The organism is Thermobifida fusca NBRC 14071 = JCM 3263 (assembly GCF_001592045.1).
In the GTDB taxonomy this organism is placed as follows: domain Bacteria; phylum Actinomycetota; class Actinomycetes; order Streptosporangiales; family Streptosporangiaceae; genus Thermobifida; species Thermobifida fusca.
Genome location: NZ_BCWB01000043.1, coordinates 1 through 17596, shown reverse-complemented (window position 1 = coordinate 17596; position 17596 = coordinate 1). Strand labels below are relative to the sequence as shown.

Here is a 17596-nt window from a genome sequence, read left to right as displayed (position 1 = left end):
GTGGTGAACGCCGTCCGACTACGACATCGAGGGGCTTCCCAAATTGTCCGAGCGGTTGCGGCTTATGGCCGTGCATGCCCATCCCGACGATGAGTCGAGCAAAGGCGCGGCCACGATGGCGCGCTACGTGAACGAAGGCGCGGAAGTGCTGGTGGTCACCCTCACCGGTGGCGAACGCGGCTCGATCCTCAACCCCGCGATGGACCGTCCGGAGATCCGGGAGAACATCGCGGAAGTCCGGCGCAAGGAAATGGAGGAGGCCCGGCGCATCCTCGGTGTCCGACAGGTGTTCGTCGGGTTCATCGACTCCGGGCTCCCGGAAGGCGACCCCCCGCCCCCGCTGCCTGAAGGGTGCTTCGCGCTGCAGCCGCTGGAGGTCGCTGCCGAACCTGTGGTGCGTCTGGTGCGCGAGTTCCGGCCGCACGTCATGATCACCTACGACGAGCAGGGCGGCTACCCGCACCCGGACCACATCATGTGCCACAAGGTGTCGGTGGAAGCCTTCGAGGCCGCCGCCGACCCTGAGCGCTACCCGGGCACCGGGGAGCCGTGGCAGACGAGCAAGCTCTACTACCACGTGTCCTTCCCCCTGGAGCGTTTCGAAGCCATCGCCAAAGTGCTCAGCGACCGCGGCATGGAGAACCCCTACGCCGATTGGATGAAGCGCTTGGAGAAGCGCGACACGCGGCGCTGGGAGATCACTACGCGCGTCGAGTGCGGCGAGTACTTCGAAGTGCGCGACCGCGCGCTGCTCGCACACGCCACCCAGATCGACCCGAACAGCTTCTGGTTCGCCGTGCCTAACGACATCCAGCGTGAGGCGTGGCCCACCGAGGACTACCACCTGGCGCGGTCCTTCGTCGATACCGAACTGCCCGAGGACGACCTCTTCGCGGGCATCCGCGACAAGGTGTGAGAATTGAGACTATGAACCTCTCGGCGCTCCAGCTCGCAGACTCCGTAAACGACCTGGTGACCCCGGGTCTGCTCGGATTCACCGTCATCGCGCTTATCGGCGGGGTGCTGTTCCTGCTCATGCGCTCCATGCGGCGGCACTTGGACATCGCCCGCTCTCGTGACTTCACCGAGGACTCCGCGAAGGAGAAGGAGGCCGAGCAGACCAAGCCGGAGGACCGAGAGGACTGACCCGGTGTCATGCTGTCGGCCCCGCTGCTCCCGGCGGGGCCGCTGATTTTTTCGGGTGTCTTGAGTCGAGACAACGGGCAGAGTAGGAGATATGCCCAACCGTCTTGCTCACGCCACCAGCCCCTACCTGCTCCAGCACGCCGACAACCCGGTGGACTGGTACCCGTGGGGGGAGGAGGCTTTCGCTGAGGCGCGCCGCCGCGACGTGCCCATCCTGCTGTCCATCGGGTACGCCGCCTGCCACTGGTGCCATGTCATGGCGCGGGAGTCGTTCGCCGACGAGCAGACCGCGCAGATCATGAACGCCAACTTCGTCAACGTCAAGGTCGACCGGGAGGAGCGGCCGGACGTGGACGCGGTGTACATGGAAGCCACCCAGGCGATGACGGGGCACGGCGGCTGGCCGATGACGGTGTTCGCCACCCCGGACGGGGAGCCGTTCTACTGCGGCACCTACTTTCCCCGGGAGCATTTCCAGCGGCTGCTGCTCGGGATCAGCCACGCGTGGCGCACCGATCGCACCGGGGTGGTGGGGCAGGGCAAGCGGGTGGCCGAGGCGTTGAGCGCCCCCCGCACGCTGCCTAGCGGGCCGCCGCCAAGCGCGCAGGTCCTGGAGCAGGCGGTGGCGCGGCTGGCAGCCGAGTACGACACCGTCAACGGGGGGTACGGCACTGCCCCGAAGTTCCCGCCGTCCCCGGTGATGGAGTTCCTGCTGCGCCACCATGCCCGGGTCAGCGACGGCGCGGAGACGGAAGCGCTCCGCATGGTGCGGCACACCGCCGAGGCGATGGCGCGCGGCGGGATCTATGACCAGCTCGCCGGAGGGTTCGCCCGCTACGCGGTCGACGCCACGTGGACCGTGCCGCACTTCGAGAAGATGCTGTACGACAATGCGCTGCTGCTGCGCTGCTACACCCACCTGTGGCGGCAGACCGGGGACGAGCTGGCCCGCCGGGTCGCCGTGGAGACCGCCGACTGGATGGTGGCGGAGCTCCGCACCGCGGAAGGCGGTTTCGCTAGTGCGCTGGACGCGGACAGCGAAGGCGAGGAGGGCCGCTACTACGTGTGGACCCCTGCCCAGTTGCGCGACGTGCTGGGGGAGGAGGACGGTGCCTGGGCCGCTGAACTGTTCGGTGTCACCGAGCAGGGCACTTTCGAACGCGGCACGTCGGTGCTGCAGCTCCGTGCTGATCCGGACGACCGTGAGCGGTACGCCTACGTCCGCGACCGGCTGCGTAAGGCCCGCGCCAATCGGGTCCCACCAGCCCGCGACGACAAGGTGGTGACGGGGTGGAACGGGCTGGCGATCGCGGGGCTCGCCGAGGCGGGCGCTCTGTTGGACCGTCCCGACCTGGTGGAGCGGGCCCGGGAGGCGGCTCGCCTGGTGGTGGAACGGCACTACGCGGACGGGCGGCTGGTCCGGGTGTCCCGCGACGGGGTCCCTGGCACGAGCGCCGGAGTGCTGGAGGACTACGCCAACCTCGCGGAAGGGCTGCTGGCCCTGCACGCGGTGACCGGGGAGACCCGGTGGGTGGGGGTGTGCGGTGAGCTGCTGGAGACCGTGCTCACCCGGTTCACCGACGGTTCGGGCGGGTTCTACGACACCGCAGACGACGCCGAAGCGCTGTTCAACCGGCCGCGCGAGTTCACCGACGACGCCACCCCCTCAGGATGGTCGGCGGCAGCGGGCGCCCTGCTCAGCTACGCGGCGCTCACCGGCTCTTTCCGGCATCGGGAGGCCGCGGAAGCCGCGCTCGGCGTGGTCTCCACGCTCGCAGAGAAGACCCCGAGGTTCGCCGGGTGGGGAATGGCGGTCGCCGAGGCGCTTCTTGCCGGACCGGTCGAAATCGCTGTAGTGGGCCCCAAGGGGGATCCTGTGGCCGAGGAGCTGCACCGCACCGCGCTGCTGGCCACGACGCCCGGGACAGTGGTGAGCCGAGGCGACGGCGTCAACGATGGGGGGATCGGGCTGCTGGAGGGTCGGACCCTGGTGGACGGGCGTCCCGCGGCCTACGTGTGCCGGAACTTCACTTGCCGGCTTCCGGCTACGACCACCGAAGAGTTGACCGCGGAGCTCGCCAGAGCTTGAGCTGAGCAGACCCCGCAAGGGGGGCGTCCTCCCGGAGCAAGCCCCCACGCAGGCTCCGAGAGGACGCGATGACGGGTGCGTGGCGGAGTCTCGTCAACCCGCCACTGTGCTCCCTATCTGATGAGATGCAGGAAACCACGGAATGGTTTACGGGGGATACCGTGATTCCGTTCGCCCGCCTGGTGAGAGCGGGAAGCGGCGGGCAAGGAAAGGAGGAGCGTGTGCGGGCAACCAGGGCTGCGGCGTTCCCGCTGGCCGCGTCGATATTGGCGGCTCCGGCATGCGGTTTCGGCACGCCCTCGCAGGTGATGCCTGGGCTCGCGCATCCGATGGCTTCGTCCGAATCAGGTTTCCAGGTGTCCGACGAGGCCACGTTGCACAACTACACCGGGATCAACGTAGTGCTGCCGGACGGCTGGCACACGGATATCGCCGACAACTGCCTTTCGCCGCCGGAAGTGGGGCCCGCCCCGGGCGGCAACTGCCCGAGCGAGGCGTTGCGCATCCGGATCAACGCGTCTGAAGAGGGGCTGATCGACCCGGAGGGCGCGGAGTTGACGGACCCGGACAGTTGGCGGCGGCCGTGGGCGTCGTGCCCGAAGCGCCCCGAGCTCAATGCACGGATTCGGGCCGAGCACTCCGAGATCGTTGAGCACGGCGATTTCCTGCTGGTCAGCGGGGAAGAGACGAAGTACAGCGAGTGGCTGATCACGTGCACGGGCGGGGGGACATTCCGCACTCGCGCCTGGTATGTCCCCGAAGCGGACTTGGAATTCGATGTGCCGGTCATGGTGGAGGAGCGCGCCGAAGAGTATGACCTGATTGTCCGCTCAGCGGATCTGTCCCGCTTCAAAGCGATCTCCTGACCTGCGGCGGGTGCTCCCCGGGCACGGCAGCCGAGTACGGGGCCCGGAACTGCTCCGACCACTGCGGAACAGGCGGTTTCGGGGGCGGGACAAGTCGGAGCAGAAAAGTCTGCATCCGAAAGTCCCTGCGGTGCACAGCGCTGATAGCGGTATTCCTCTCCTGCCGGCTGGGGGCGGCCGGGGAATGGTCTGACTCCAGCCGACCACCACACCCGTGGGGCATTTGTTGGGTTTTGTCATTATTTGTCGGGTAATGATCTTTTATCCCTGAGGTGAGGTGCCGGGAAAAGCCACCGGCTGCACCGCGGCGCGGTGGTTCGGCACAGTTCACCGTCGTGGAGGTGACCGTTGACGAACTGGTGACGCCATAGCGGAGAGGAACAGCGATGCAGTCGTTTTTCTGGGTGATCCCCGCCCTCGTTCTGGCTGTAGCCGTCTTCTACTCCGTTGTCGCTGTCGCGATCCGCGACGAGGAGACGGAACGGACCCTGTTCGACCCGGTTTTCCCGGTCTCTTTTCGCGGCCTGGTCAGGGGCCTGGTCAATTTCCGAGTCGCGAATCCACCGGCCACAGTCCACGGTGCGCTCCGCCGGCTGCGGGAACAGCAGGGCCGGGATATGGCTGAGCCGGGCCTGGACAGCGACGTCAGCATTGCCGGTGCGGACCACGCCGTCACGGCGGTGAGCCGTTCCGCACCGCAACTGCGCAGAGACGACGCTCCCGCGGCCCGGGAAGACGCGGGACCGGCCCCCGAGACTCGCTGCTCTGCCCGGTAACGAGGGCCAGCCGAAGGGACGGAGAACCGCGGCAGGACGCGGAGCTGTTCCTGCTTTTCCGGGCGCACTCCCGAAAAGCCGACCGGAGCTACGAGATCAGCCGGAGCCCGTCCAGAATCTCCGCAACCGTCTGCGGCTGGTGCTCCGTTTGGCGGATCTCCAGGTAGAGGGTCCGCTCCTGGCCGCGGTGCTGCAACACGGCAGCAGTAAACACGTCCCCTTCGGAACTGTCCGGGGAGCAGTCGACCCACTGCCACAGTTCGCCGTCCCAGTGGGCGTTGGTGAACCGCTGCCGCTGCGGCTGGCCCGAGCACAGACCAGAAGAGATCAGCCGGTCCAGGTCGGGGGACTGGCCGTCAGAGACGAACAGTCCAGCGAACAGGCCGGAGACCGACTGTCTGGCATCGGACCAGGCGTCGAGATCTGTGGCGACCAGCAGGCCCGGTTCATGGCCCCCGGGCAGGCCGAGTTCCCGCGGCGACCACCCGTTGAGCTGCATCTGGCGGAGCCACGGGGTGGGCACCCGCACGTGGAGTTCTCCGCTGGCGTCGTAGATCTCCATCATCGGCAGATGCGGGGAGGCCGAGGCTGCCGGAGCCACCCCGAGCACGGCCACCGCGGTCGCGACCAAGGCGACCAGGCGGGTCCACGTGGCGCGGTACCGCTGCCACCACGGTGTCGCCAACTCCAGGTCGGGCGACATGCGGATCTCCCGGATACGGGAGGTGAAAGTCGCCGCGTCGGGCGGCCGGTCGCTGCGGTTCGGGGACAGCGCCGACATGATGAGCTCGTCGAGGGCAGGCGGCACCCCAGGGCGCAGCCGGCTCGGCGGGACACGCACCGGAGGGCTGGGCGGGCGTTTGCCGGTGACCAGTTCGTAGGCGACCGCGCCCAGCGAGTAGACATCGGCGCGGACATCGATGTCGCCGCCGACCACGCTCTGTTCGGGGGACATGTAGCCGGGGGTGCCCGCAGACGCGGTGAACCCGGAGGCACCGTCGATGCTCTTGGCGAACCCTAGGTCGGCGACGAGCACCCGCTCCCCGACCGGGCTGGACTGCAACAGGACGTTCGACGGCTTGATATCGCGGTGGATGGTGCCGTGCCGGTGCAGCACGGTCACACCTTGCCCGATCTCGGTGAGCAGCCGGAGCGCCTCGTCGAGCGGCAGGGGACCCTGGGCGATCCGGTCGGCGACACTGCCCCGGTCGGCGTAGGTCATCACAAAGTAGGGGCGGTCGTCGGGCAGGGTCCCGATGTCGTGGACACGCACCAGCCACTCGGAGTCGGCTTGGCGCAGGATGCGCGCCTCTTCGACGAAACGCTGGTGAATGTCGAGGTTGTGTGCCCAGTTCTCAGCGAGCACTTTGATAGCGACCGGGGTGTCGAGCAGATCGTCGTGTCCCAACCAGACGGTGGCGAACGAGCCCGAACCCAGCCGCCGCAGGACGCGATAACGCCCGAAACGTTCCGGTTGTGCCACAGGTATTGCTTACCACGTCTTGGTGACCTTGACACCGTGATCTTGCCATGGGGAGGAGGGCGGAGGGCGCCGTCTGTGCACGCGCACGAGCACGCCGCCGGGCTCCGGGCCCTGTGCTGGCGTGTTTTCCCGCCCGCGCGTGCGGGCCTTCTTTCAGAGAGTCGGAGTAAGCGGGGGGAGTGCCCCGCGGTCGCTATGCCGCCGACATACCCCGGTTTTGTGTTCCGTTCGTCACAGTTAGTGCATCCATCGTCCGGGTGCGAGAACGTGGGCTGGGCACGGTAGCCGCGATGCGCGCCGGAGCTGGCCACCGCCGTGACCGGTACGGTCCCGTCATCCTGCCCACGTCCTTGGAAGCATGGACTCCCCACACAGGCTGCGGGCTGTGTGCTCGGCCTGGGCGGTGCGATGGCTGCGATCACAGGACTCGTCTGAGGTAGCCGAGTCCATGCGGCTCGGCGGCGCTTGCGCCACGGCGCTCCGGCCACAGGCCGTGTCGGATATCAGGATTTCTCGGTCAAAGGTGTGCTGGTCGATGCGTGGGGCAGAAGAGCACCGCGCCGAACTCAGCGGCCACCTCGATACGGCGGTAGGAGTAAGCGGCCATCCGCTGTCGTCATTGATGTGATCGACAAGGGGAAGTGTGGTTGGCCCCTTTCCCGGTGAGTGGTCCCAGCCCACAGCAGTCAGGGGAGCCCGTCCACGCCAGGGCAGGCGAGACGCTGAGGCTGGTCGCGGGCAGCGGGGTAGCGCAGCCTTGAGCCCGCTCCTGCAGGGGGCCGGTGATGTCGACGGGGCGGCTGGCGCGGGGAGGAAGTCAGGATAGTGCCGATATTTCTGGAATGTGTGGGAATGTCGTGGTAGCAGAGGTGCACGCATCAGGATTGGCCGCTGCAGCACCTTGCCTTAGATGCAGAATCTTGTCACGACTGGTCAGCAGTTCGGGAAAATGTGTCAACCTTTTTGCGGAGGTATGCGTGTAATAGCTGGACGCGACTATCGTCAGTGGGGAGTGTCCGTCGTGACCAAAGCAGACCAGTCTTCTGAAACGGTAAGCCCCAACCACGCTCCGGGTGAGGAAGAGTCCCTCGAGCAACTGGCGCTGCGCGCCAAAGAGGGGGACGAAGCCGCGCTCGAAGAACTGCTGCGCCGCATCCAACCTGACGTCCTGCGTCGCTGTGCCCGCTTCCTGCCCTACCGGCAGGACGCTGAGGAGGCCTGCCAGGACGCGCTGATGCGGGTGGCCGCCAACATCCAGAACTTCCGCGGCGATTCGATGTTCACGACCTGGCTCTACACGGTGGTCTCCAACTCTGCGCGGCAGACCTACCGGGCACTCAAGCGGCGGGCCGCGGAGATGCCCACGGAAGCCGACCGCCTGCCGCACCGCACTGACCCGCGCACCACGAGCGTCATCGCCGGGTCGCGGATCGACCTGCTGGAAGCGCTCGACCAGTTGGAGAAGGACCGGCCTAACCTGGTCGCCCCCCTCGTGCTGCGCGACCTGTGCCAGATGGAGTACGGGGAGATCGCAGCCCAGCTCGACCTGGCGCTGGGAACCGTCAAATCGCGTATCCACGAAGGCCGCAAACGGGTTCGCCAGGCCCTCGCGGTGAACTGAGGGGCATTCCACGCAAAAGACGGCGAAGGAGATGGTCGTCGCAGTCCCAGTTCTTGACTACTGTTAAGGACTGATCGACGGCTGAAGCAACCCGTCGTGCGATCATGCCTGCGGTGGTGTTCCGGCACGGTGCACGTGCCGGAGACCCCGCGTGTCCGCTGCCGTGTTCGCGGCCTCGAAGGTGTCAGGAGAGGTACTACCGTCCATGGGGCTGTTGCGCATCCCTCTCTACCGGCTGTACGAACGGCGCTTGGAGCGTGCGCTGAGCAACGCTCCAAAGCCCCGGCACGTGGGAGTGATCCTCGACGGGAATCGCCGGTGGGCCAGGCTCAGCGGACTGTCCAGCCCGAAAGAAGGGCACCGGGCGGGCGCCGAGAAGATCTTCGAATTACTCGACTGGTGCGATGAAGTCGGGGTGCAGGTCGTCACCCTGTGGCTGTTGTCCACCGACAACCTCGCGCGTCCCCCCGAAGAGCTGGAACCGCTGTTCGAGATCATCGAGAACACAGTGCGGCGGCTCTGCAACGAAGGGCGGCGGGTCAACCCCATGGGCGCCCTCGACCTGCTGCCCGCCTCCACAGCCCAGGTGATGAAGGAAGCGGGGACCACCACCGAGCGCAACCCCGGGCTGCTCGTCAACGTCGCCGTGGGATACGGCGGGCGCCGCGAGATCGCCGACGCGGTCCGCTCGCTGCTGCTCGAAGAGGCCGCGAAAGGCACCACGCTGGAGGAGCTGGCTGAGCGGCTCGACCTCGACGACATCGCCAAGCACCTCTACACCCGCGGTCAGCCCGACCCCGACCTCCTCATCCGCACCTCCGGGGAGCAGCGGCTCTCCGGCTTTCTGCTGTGGCAGAGCGCCCACTCGGAGTTCTACTTCTGCGAAGTCTTCTGGCCCGCGTTCCGCAAGATCGACTTTCTGCGCGCGCTGCGCTCCTACAGTGTGCGCCAGCGGCGTTTCGGCTGCTGACAGCCTGTTCTCCCAAGGGTCGACCGGGTTAAGGTAACGACTTATTCACGAATTGGTCGAATAAAGGTCTTGCTCTTTCGGATGAGCGGGGTACCGTCAATAGCGGTGGTGGGGTGCGCATACCCACCACGCGGGAGGCCCCGACTCATTGATGCTCCTGGCGAGACAGGAAACCATCACGAAGGGGGCCGGTCCCGGCCCTCATGGGGCTGGTCCCGGTCCTTGGATTCCCGTGAGTCTAGGGCGCTTGACCGCGCCCAGGGGGAGAACGAGTGGCTAGTTCCTCGACCGTTCACCGTGACCCTGTCCGCCCTAGCCCCGCCGCAGGAGACAGCAGCCGGCGCACCTACGTCCTCGATACGAGTGTCCTGCTGGCGGACCCCCTGTCGATCACCCGTTTCGCCGAGCACGAGGTGGTCCTGCCGATCGTCGTCATCTCTGAACTGGAAAGCAAGCGACACCATCCTGAACTGGGCTATTTCGCCCGGGAGGCGCTGCGCAAGCTCGACGATCTGAGGGTCGCTTACGGTGCTCTCGACACTCCGGTAACGGTCAACGACCAGGGCGGCACGCTTCGGGTGGAACTGAACCACAGCAACCCCGAGGTCCTCCCGGCCGGGTTCCGGCAGGACGACAACGATACGCGCATCCTCACCGTGGCGCGCAACCTCGCCGCCGAGAACAACAACGTGGTCCTGGTCAGCAAGGACCTTCCGCTGCGGATCAAAGCCTCGTCGGTGGGTCTGGCCGCAGACGAGTACCGCGCGGAACTGGCCATCGAGCACGGATGGACCGGAATGGCGGAGCTCGAGGTTCCTGCCCACAAGATCGAGGAGCTCTTCGCTCACGGAACCACCGATATCGAGGAGGCGCGGGACCTGCCGTGCCACACGGGCCTGGTGCTGGTCTCCGAACGGGGCAAGGCCCTGGGCCGGGTGCTGCCTGACAAGTCGGTCAAGGTGGTGCGCGGCGACCGTGACGTGTTCGGCCTGCATGGGCGCAGCGCGGAGCAGCGCATCGCCCTTGACCTGCTCACCGACCCGGAGGTCGGCATCGTCTCGCTGGGCGGTCGGGCCGGTACGGGCAAGTCGGCGCTGGCGCTGTGCGCCGGGCTGGAGGCGGTCCTGGAACGCCAGCAGCACCGCAAGGTGGTGGTGTTCCGGCCGTTGTACGCGGTGGGCGGTCAGGACTTGGGGTACTTGCCGGGCACCGAGTACGAGAAGATGTCGCCGTGGTCGCAGGCGGTGCACGACACTCTCTCGGTGCTGACCACGCAGGACGTCATCGACGAGGTCGTGGACCGCGGCATGCTCGAGGTGCTGCCGCTCACCCACATCCGGGGCCGTTCCCTGCACGACTCGTTCGTGATCGTGGACGAGGCGCAGTCGTTGGAGCGCGGCGTGCTGCTGACCGTGCTGTCGCGGCTCGGGGAGAACTCGCGGGTGGTGCTCACCCATGACGTCGCCCAGCGGGACAACCTCCGGGTGGGCCGCTACGACGGGGTGGTCGCGGTGATCGAAAAGCTCAAAGGGCATCCGCTGTTCGCCCACATCACGCTGACCCGGTCGGAGCGCTCTCCGATTGCTGCGCTCGTCACGGAGATGCTGGAGGGCTGACCGCCGCAGACATGGGCGTTTGTCCGGTTTTCTGGGCAGGCGCCCTTATTTTTAGACGGGGGCGCTATGGAATTGGTTGTCAAAAAAGCCCCAATATGTAATGTGGTCTATGTCACCCATGGGTGTAGCGTGACGATGCCGAGATCTTGCGGCAAGGTTGTTTCTGTTCCGTTCAGACCCCGAGAGCGCGCATTCCGCAGTCGTCTGTGGTGACTCCCCAAAACCACCCCTGCGCGCGGTGATCTTCGGCGACACGGCAGCCGGTGGTGTCCGTTGATTCGCCTGTCGCCCACCCAGTCCCTTGTCAAGATCCGGGGTGTATTCGAGCGCATGGGAAGCCACCGGACATGCGACCGTTGAAAGGCCAATCCTTGCTGAAGAACCGAATTTCGTTGCGGCTCGCTACCGCGGCTGGAACGGCGGCGCTCACCGTCGCCGGTGCAACGTTCGGCTTCTCCGCTTTCGCCGCCGATACCGGCGCCGCGCCGGACCAGGCTGCCTCAGCCGCAATCCTGCCCGACGAAGCGGACACAGAGTCCTTCTTCCCCGACGACTCCCAGGGAGTCCCGGCGGGTCAGCTCGAACAGGCCAGCACTGAGCGGGAGCAGGCTCTCGCGCAGTCCCTCGCCACCGCCAGCGGCACCCTGGAAGAGGAAAAGGAAGAAGAGGAAGAACCGGAACCCGTATCCATCCCCAGCGGCGACCCTCGGGCGATCGCCCAGGCCATGCTCGCCGACTACGGCTGGGGATCCGACCAGTTCAGTTGCCTCGACTCCCTGTGGCAGCGGGAGAGCAACTGGAACCCCCAGGCCCGCAACCCCTACTCCGGCGCCTACGGCATCCCGCAGGCGCTGCCCGGCGAGAAAATGGCCAGCGCCGGATCCGACTGGCAGACCAACCCCGCCACCCAGATCAAGTGGGGACTGGGCTACATCAAGGACCGCTACGGCAGCCCGTGTGCGGCCTGGGAGCACTCGCAGAGCGTCGGCTGGTACTAACCACGCCCGCGCAAACGCCGCGGGCCTGGCAGAAGGCCAGGCCCGCACCACGCGCACCACGGCGGTGGCCTTCCGCGGCCACCGCCGTTACTGGTTCCGCTGCTACTTCTGCGAGTTGGTCATCGCCAGCACGTCGAGCGCCTCATCCAACTGGGCCTCGGTCAGCTTGCCCTGGGCGATGTACCCGCGTTCGATCACCACCTGGCGGATCGTCTTCCGCTCCGCGAGCGCCTGCTTGGCGACCTTGGCGGCCTCCTCGTAGCCGATGTAGCGGTTGAGCGGGGTGACGATCGACGGCGACGATTCCGCGTACTCGCGGCACCGCTCCTCGTTAGCGGTGATCCCGGCCACGCACCGGTCCGCGAACACCCGGGAAATGTTGGCCAGCAGCCGGATCGACTCCAGCACGTTGCGGGCGATCAGCGGCAGTTGCACGTTCAGCTCGAAGTTGCCGGTCGACCCGCCGAACGCCACCGCGGCATCGTTCCCCACCACCTGCGAGGCCACCTGGAGCATCGACTCGCACAGCACCGGGTTGACCTTGCCCGGCATGATCGACGACCCCGGCTGCAGGTCCGGCAGGAAGATCTCGCTGAGACCGGTCCGCGGACCCGAACCCATCCACCGGATGTCGTTGGCGATCTTGCAGAAGCTCACCGCGATCGTGCGCAGCTGACCGGACAGCTCCACCAGAGCGTCCCGCGCCCCCTGGGCCTCGAAGTGGTTGCGCGCCTCGGTCAGCGGCAGCCCCGTAGCCCGCGCAATCTCCGCGATCACCTTCGCGGAGAAGCCCTCCGGCGTGTTGATCCCGGTCCCCACGGCCGTACCGCCCAGCGGAAGCTCCGCGACCCGCGGCAGGGACGCTTCGATCCGCTCAATGCCGTACCGCACCTGCGCGGCGTACCCGTCGAACTCCTGGCCCAAGGTCACCGGAGTCGCGTCCATCAAATGGGTGCGGCCGCTCTTCACCACGGTGGCGAACTCCGACGCCTTCGCCGACAGCGTCTCCTCCAAGTGCTTCAGCGCCGGAATCAGCTCGTTGATCAGCGCGGAGGTCGCCGCGATGTGAATCGAGGACGGGAACACGTCATTGGACGACTGGGACGCGTTGACGTGGTCGTTGGGGTGGACCGGCTGGCCCAGCCGCTCCGTGGCCAGCGTCGCGATGACCTCGTTCGCGTTCATGTTGCTGGACGTGCCCGACCCGGTCTGGAACACGTCCACGGGGAACTGGTCGTTCCACTTGCCCGCGGCGACCTCCAGCGCGGCCTCGCGGATCGCCTCGGCCATGTCCTCCTTGATCACACCGAGCTCAGCGTTGACCTTCGCCGCCGCAGCCTTGATGTGGCCCAGTGCCGCGATGTGCGCGGCCTCCAGGCCCTGCCCCGAGATAGGGAAGTTCTCGACCGCGCGCTGGGTCTGCGCCCGCCACTTGGCCTCGACAGGAACCTTGACCTCGCCCATCGAGTCCCGCTCGATGCGGTATTCAGTCATCTGAAAGACCTCCAGGACAAACCTCGTTGCATGTGCCGGTCAGGCTCACAGGGAGGGCGGTGCTGCGGGGACGCGCCCCGCGGCAGCAGGAGACCAGTCCGGGCGCAGCACCCGCCGCCGGCAGCCCGGCCAGCCGCGGAAAACCACTCCCACTACGGTCCACCTTTCCGCACACCCACGGTGCGCCCCGTCCCGGGGCCCCGTCGGCGACCATCCATCCCCTACGGCTGTGGAGGCGCGAGCAGACCCGGTGCCCAGGGCACTGCGGCTGCCCGCCCGGGACACTGACCCCGAAGGCGTGCGCGGACCGCACCCCTTGATCCCGGTTGCACACCTGCCACAACTCCCCACTCAAGCCTCAGCCAGACCACAGACTGCCAGACCGGTCCCAGCCTGCCGTGCGCAGCCCTCCCGCAACGGCAGGCAGGCCACGCGCCCCGCTCACCTCAGTTCACGCCGCGGCCGGCCACGCCCCAGCCGCCGCTTCCGGGACGTGCTGACCCGCACCGAACCGAACAGGCTGACCCCGTCAACCTCCAGCACGGGGGCGTGACGCAGCGGCGAGGGGTGGACTGCGGCCCGCCTACCGAACAAGGAGCGGCGCCGGATCCGCACCTCCATGCCTTCCGGCACGCGGATCACCACGCGGCCGAAGAACGCGGAAGCGGCCACCGCCACCCGGTCCCGGGCGAGCAGCGCGTCCCGCAAGTCCAGCTCGGCACTACCGAACAGGGAGAACACCCACTGCTGGCTGGGGACCACCCAGCGTCCGCCCCGCCGCTTCGCACCGAACAGCGCGGCCACCGGCCCGGAGTCCAACCGCAGCGGCTGCGCCTCCGGCGGCACCAGGTCGGTGGTGAGCCCCACCAGGTCGCCGAGGCGGCGTGCTGCGGCAGCCCGGTCGCTGCGCTCCTGGAATTCTTCGAAGTCCAAACGGCCGTCCGCCACTGCCTCGCGGAGCACCGCCAGTACACGCTCCCGGTCCGCGTCGGATGCCCGCAGCCGTTCCGGGGAAGTTCCCTCCATCACACCCGTCAACAGTACTTCCCGACACCGTGGCCGCAGAAAAAATCATTAGGACCACATCCGACCGCCGATTACGGTGAACCCCATGACTTCGTCGTCGCAGCCCGCAAGGCCAGAACCTTCCCCGGACCCGTCAGCGGACTCGCCACCGGCGATCTCGCTCCGCGGGGTCGTGAAACGCTTCGGCGACATCACCGCCGTCAACGGCCTCGACCTGGACGTCCCCCAAGGTGTCGTGCTCGGACTGCTCGGCCCCAACGGGGCAGGCAAGTCCACCACCATGCGCATCCTCACCGCGCAGAGCACCGTGGACGAAGGACACGTCAGCGTCCTCGGCCATCCCATCCCCCAAAAGTCGAAGTGGGCGCGCTCCCTCATGGGAGTGGTGCCCCAGCACGACAATCTCGACGAGGAACTCACCGTCGAAGAGAACCTGCGCAGCTTCACCTACCTGTACCGGGTGCCGCGCCGCGAACGCGACGCCGCCGTGGAGCGGGCACTGCGCATCGCCCACTTGGAGCATCGGCGACACGAGTTCACCGAGAAGCTTTCCGGGGGGATGCGCCGCCGACTGCTCATCGCCCGCGGCCTCGTCCACCGTCCCCGCGTGCTCCTCCTCGACGAGCCCACTGTCGGCCTCGACCCGCAAGTCCGCCAAGAACTGTGGGGGCTCATCTCCGCCCTCCGGGACGAGGGGGTCACGGTCCTCATGTCCACCCACTACATCGAAGAAGCGGAGCGGCTCTCCGACGAAGTGGCGCTCATGGCCAAGGGACGCATCGTCGAACGCGGCGAACCCGCCGACCTGATCGCCAAATACGCCGGGAAAACCGTCGAGGAGTACCAGATCGGGGCGGAAGGTGTCGAAGAACTAGAGAAAGTCATCCACCACGCCGGGTTCACTACGCGGCGCACCGGCTCCACCCTTTCCGTGCTCCGCGCCGAAGAACTCCCCGATTCGCTGCGGGACCGGCTCGGCACGGGAATGCGCCGCGCCAGCAACCTGGAAGACGTGTTCGTCACCCTGACCGGGGAGACCGTAGAGTGACCGCAACCGAGAACACCACCGTAGACCGCCCACGCCCCGGAGGATTCGAGTTTGCCCCCGTCCTCGGCATCCTCGCCCGCGAGTGGGCGCTGTACCGGCGCACGTGGGCGCCCATCACCTTCTCGTCGATCGTCGAACCCGTGCTGTACCTGCTGGCTTTCGGCATGGGCATGGGGGCGCTCGTCGGCAGCATCGGCGGCTACGACTACATCGAATTCCTCGGCACGGGGATCGTGGCGATATCCGCGCTGTTCACGTCCATGTTTCCGGGGCTGATCAACACGTTCGTGCGCCGCCGCTTCCAGCACACGTACGAAGGGGTGCTGGCTGCCCCCGTGGACGTGCGGGAACTGGTCACCGGTGAAGCGCTGTGGCTGGGGTTGAAAGCCGGCGTCTACGGCTGCGCCCCGCTGCTCGTCGCTTTCGGGTTCGGCCTCGACCCGGTCTGGCCGATGCTGTTCGTCCCGGTCATCGCGGCCGCCACCGGGTTCGGGTTCGCGCTCTTCGGCATCCTGCTGTCCGCGATCATCCCGTCGATCCGGATGGCGGACTATGTCATCTCCGGGGTCATCACCCCGATCTTCCTGGTCGCGGGAACGTTCTTCCCCATCGACCAGTTGCCGGAGTGGGCGCAGACAGCGGCCATGGCCAACCCGCTCTACCACTGTGTGGAACTGATCCGCGGCTGCGCTTTCGGTATCGAAGCCCTGACTGCCCTCGGCCATGTGGCAGTGCTCGTGGGGTTTGCCGTGGTCGTCTGGGTCCTCGCTGTCCACCAGATGCAGCGCCGCCTCATCGACTGACCCGTTCCACCGGCGAGAACACAGCAAGGGTGGGGGGCAGCGGACCGTCCGCCGCGCCCCACCCTTAGCGGTTGGTGCGGGATCACTCAGGGCTGGGAACCCAGCGCAGGTTGAGCGTCGCCGAGCCGTTCTCCTGGAACTGCAGGGCGCCGCCCAGGCCACCCCACTGGTTCGGACGCGCGTCCTCCCACATTTCGGCTGCGACCCGCAGGTCCATGTAGAGCGCCAGGTGGGCTTTCTCCAACCCGCTCATCGTCTCCTGGAAGACCGGGTCGTCACCGAGCCGCCCCGTTCCGGCGCTGCCCATGGAGATCACCGTGGTGTCGCCGTCGGTGGTCACCGAAGGCGAAGGGCCGAACCCGGTGCTCATGGGGGAGACCAGCTCGTCCCACAGAGCGCTGTCTGCGCCTGTCAGCCGCAGTTCGAAGGGGATGTCGCTGTACCCGAAGTAGTCTAGGCCCTCCAAGTCGGTCATGCCGAAGGCCGTCTTGGTGCCCAGAAGCTTGTGGAAGTCAGCGGGCAGGCGCACGCCCAGCTCCCGCATCGCGCTGTCGAACTCCTCGTAGTCCTCGGACGATTCGATGCTCCCCTGGTTGGCTTCCCAGAAAGCCTGGGCGACAGCGTCCAGCCCGTCCCCGCCGAGCGCGATCACCGAGTTGTCGGGCAGGTCGTGCAGCGCGGTGATGCCCCCGGTAGGCACCGACTCGGCGAAGATAGTGTTGCCGTCAAGCGCCGCGTTGACCAGGTTGGCCTGGAATTCCAGGTACTTGCTCTCCATCCGCACGACCGCGACGAGCCGGCCGGTGACTTGGCCGAGCTCAGCCAGGTCTTCCAGGTCGGCGTCTGCGGCAAGCACCTCGTTGTGGACGATCGCGCCGTAGTCGATCCACGCCGTGGCGATTCCCCGGCCGATGTCGGAGATGTCGTCGGCGAAGTCCTCGTTGTCCTCCAGCGTGCCTTCGTTCTCGACGAGGAAGCGCCGGTCGTTGAGCGCGTCCTGGGAGTCGGTGAGGATCGCGAACCCGTCGACGACTTCGAAGAAGAGCGTGTCGTCCTCGCTCTGGATCCGGGTCAGGGTCTCCTCTGCGAGCTCCTCGTCCTCCACGGCGAGGGCGATCGCGTACAGGGGCTCCTCGTTGCCTGCCCAGACGGCAACACCGAAACGCTGCCCCAGCCACGGTTCGACCTCGGACGCGTAGTCGAGCTCGACGTTGGGGAACAGCTCTTCGAACAGCTCCTCACCGAAGTCGTCTTCGGCGCTTTCGAACTCGTCTTTCAGCGTGTCAGGGAGCCGTTCGTAGAACTGGGCGTAGGACGCCCACTGCTGGCCCGTGGGCTTCAGGTCGAGCTTGGCGAACACTGCCGAGGAGCGGGGGAGGACCGACTCGGGCTGCGCCCCGCCGAACAGGTTGTTCACCAGGGCCACGGACGCCCACACCCCACCGCCGATCAGGGCCACGGCCAGCACGATCGACAGCGGAATGAGCCAGACCGGCTTCTTGCGGGGCGGCGGGCCGCCCGGGCCGCTGTGCATCGGCTGCCCCGAGGGCGGAAAACCCGGACCGCCCGGACCGTGCGGGGCCGCTAGCGCCGCCCCAGAGGGTGCTCCCTGCGGCTGCCCAGACGGTACGCCCTGGGGCTGTCCCGGGGGTGCTCCCTG

General features: G+C 67.3%; 15 protein-coding genes. 11 read left to right on the top strand and 4 right to left on the bottom strand.

All coding sequences use genetic code 11. The features are described 5' to 3' along the window. Positions 1-43: 43 nt before the first annotated feature. The 5 genes from mca (at position 44) to TF1_RS11155 (ending at position 4877) form a co-directional block, all read left to right on the top strand. The gene (mca, locus tag TF1_RS11175; RefSeq protein WP_011290896.1) at positions 44-916 is read left to right on the top strand and encodes a mycothiol conjugate amidase Mca; all 873 of its coding nucleotides are present in this window, start codon (positions 44-46) and stop codon (positions 914-916) included. Between the two features lie 11 nt (positions 917-927). Beyond that, on the top strand, positions 928-1146 hold the full coding sequence (locus TF1_RS11170) for a hypothetical protein (protein ID WP_011290897.1): 219 nt from the start codon (positions 928-930) through the stop codon (positions 1144-1146). Positions 1147-1237: 91 nt separating this feature from the next. Then, the gene (locus tag TF1_RS11165) at positions 1238-3235 is read left to right on the top strand and encodes a thioredoxin domain-containing protein (protein WP_016188182.1); all 1998 of its coding nucleotides are present in this window, start codon (positions 1238-1240) and stop codon (positions 3233-3235) included. Positions 3236-3456: 221 nt separating this feature from the next. Beyond that, complete coding sequence (locus TF1_RS11160) at positions 3457-4101, top strand: hypothetical protein (RefSeq protein WP_146088112.1); 645 nt, start codon at positions 3457-3459, stop codon at positions 4099-4101. 386 nt (positions 4102-4487) lie between these two features. After that, entirely contained in the window at positions 4488-4877 is a 390-nt protein-coding gene (locus TF1_RS11155; RefSeq protein WP_061783875.1) for a hypothetical protein, read from the top strand. An 88-nt stretch (positions 4878-4965) separates the two neighbouring features. Here the strand turns inward: TF1_RS11155 and TF1_RS11150 are convergent, their stop codons facing one another. Continuing rightward, complete coding sequence (locus TF1_RS11150) at positions 4966-6360, bottom strand: serine/threonine-protein kinase (RefSeq protein ID WP_011290901.1); 1395 nt, start codon at positions 6358-6360, stop codon at positions 4966-4968. Between the two features lie 1021 nt (positions 6361-7381). Here TF1_RS11150 and TF1_RS11145 point away from each other — a divergent pair. From TF1_RS11145 to TF1_RS11130, 4 genes are all read left to right on the top strand, one after another. Continuing rightward, on the top strand, positions 7382-7981 hold the full coding sequence (locus TF1_RS11145; protein ID WP_104612950.1) for an RNA polymerase sigma factor: 600 nt from the start codon (positions 7382-7384) through the stop codon (positions 7979-7981). Between the two features lie 205 nt (positions 7982-8186). Beyond that, positions 8187-8951, top strand: coding sequence for an isoprenyl transferase (locus TF1_RS11140; RefSeq protein WP_011290903.1), 765 nt, complete (start codon positions 8187-8189; stop codon positions 8949-8951). A 272-nt stretch (positions 8952-9223) separates the two neighbouring features. Then, positions 9224-10567 (top strand): PhoH family protein, encoded by a 1344-nt coding sequence (locus tag TF1_RS11135; RefSeq protein ID WP_011290904.1) that lies wholly within the window; start codon positions 9224-9226, stop codon positions 10565-10567. Between the two features lie 347 nt (positions 10568-10914). Next, complete coding sequence (locus TF1_RS11130) at positions 10915-11565, top strand: aggregation-promoting factor C-terminal-like domain-containing protein (RefSeq protein WP_011290905.1); 651 nt, start codon at positions 10915-10917, stop codon at positions 11563-11565. Positions 11566-11667: 102 nt separating this feature from the next. Here the strand turns inward: TF1_RS11130 and TF1_RS11125 are convergent, their stop codons facing one another. Next, positions 11668-13059: a class II fumarate hydratase gene (locus TF1_RS11125; protein WP_016188186.1), complete on the bottom strand. Its 1392-nt coding sequence runs from the start codon at positions 13057-13059 to the stop codon at positions 11668-11670. 441 nt (positions 13060-13500) lie between these two features. After that, positions 13501-14085 (bottom strand): DUF1707 SHOCT-like domain-containing protein, encoded by a 585-nt coding sequence (locus tag TF1_RS11120; RefSeq protein WP_016188187.1) that lies wholly within the window; start codon positions 14083-14085, stop codon positions 13501-13503. 85 nt (positions 14086-14170) lie between these two features. Between TF1_RS11120 and TF1_RS11115 the strand changes: the two genes are divergently transcribed. Both TF1_RS11115 and TF1_RS11110 read left to right on the top strand, forming a co-directional pair. Continuing rightward, positions 14171-15133, top strand: coding sequence for an ABC transporter ATP-binding protein (locus tag TF1_RS11115; protein WP_011290908.1), 963 nt, complete (start codon positions 14171-14173; stop codon positions 15131-15133). Beyond that, positions 15130-15936 (top strand): ABC transporter permease, encoded by an 807-nt coding sequence (locus TF1_RS11110; protein ID WP_011290909.1) that lies wholly within the window; start codon positions 15130-15132, stop codon positions 15934-15936. The genes TF1_RS11115 and TF1_RS11110 overlap by 4 nt, the downstream gene beginning before the upstream one ends. 82 nt (positions 15937-16018) lie before the next feature. Here TF1_RS11110 and TF1_RS11105 read toward each other — a convergent pair whose 3' ends face one another. Continuing rightward, positions 16019-17470 carry a DUF3352 domain-containing protein gene (locus tag TF1_RS11105; RefSeq protein ID WP_016188189.1) on the bottom strand — a complete coding sequence of 484 codons (1452 nt, stop codon included), beginning with the start codon at positions 17468-17470 and terminating at the stop codon, positions 16019-16021. Positions 17471-17596: the final 126 nt, after the last annotated feature.

Excerpts from the sequence above, each read along its gene's own strand:
- TF1_RS11120 (WP_016188187.1), bottom strand. The coding sequence starts at position 14,085 with ATGGAGGGAACTTCCCCGGAACGGCTGCGGGCATCCGACGCGGACCGG.
- TF1_RS11105 (WP_016188189.1), bottom strand. The coding sequence starts at position 17,470 with ATGCACAGCGGCCCGGGCGGCCCGCCGCCCCGCAAGAAGCCGGTCTGG.
- TF1_RS11170 (WP_011290897.1), top strand. The coding sequence starts at position 928 with ATGAACCTCTCGGCGCTCCAGCTCGCAGACTCCGTAAACGACCTGGTG.
- TF1_RS11140 (WP_011290903.1), top strand. The coding sequence starts at position 8,187 with ATGGGGCTGTTGCGCATCCCTCTCTACCGGCTGTACGAACGGCGCTTG.
- TF1_RS11155 (WP_061783875.1), top strand. The coding sequence starts at position 4,488 with ATGCAGTCGTTTTTCTGGGTGATCCCCGCCCTCGTTCTGGCTGTAGCC.
- TF1_RS11130 (WP_011290905.1), top strand. The coding sequence starts at position 10,915 with ATGCGACCGTTGAAAGGCCAATCCTTGCTGAAGAACCGAATTTCGTTG.
- TF1_RS11165 (WP_016188182.1), top strand. The coding sequence starts at position 1,238 with ATGCCCAACCGTCTTGCTCACGCCACCAGCCCCTACCTGCTCCAGCAC.
- TF1_RS11115 (WP_011290908.1), top strand. The coding sequence starts at position 14,171 with ATGACTTCGTCGTCGCAGCCCGCAAGGCCAGAACCTTCCCCGGACCCG.
- TF1_RS11125 (WP_016188186.1), bottom strand. The coding sequence starts at position 13,059 with ATGACTGAATACCGCATCGAGCGGGACTCGATGGGCGAGGTCAAGGTT.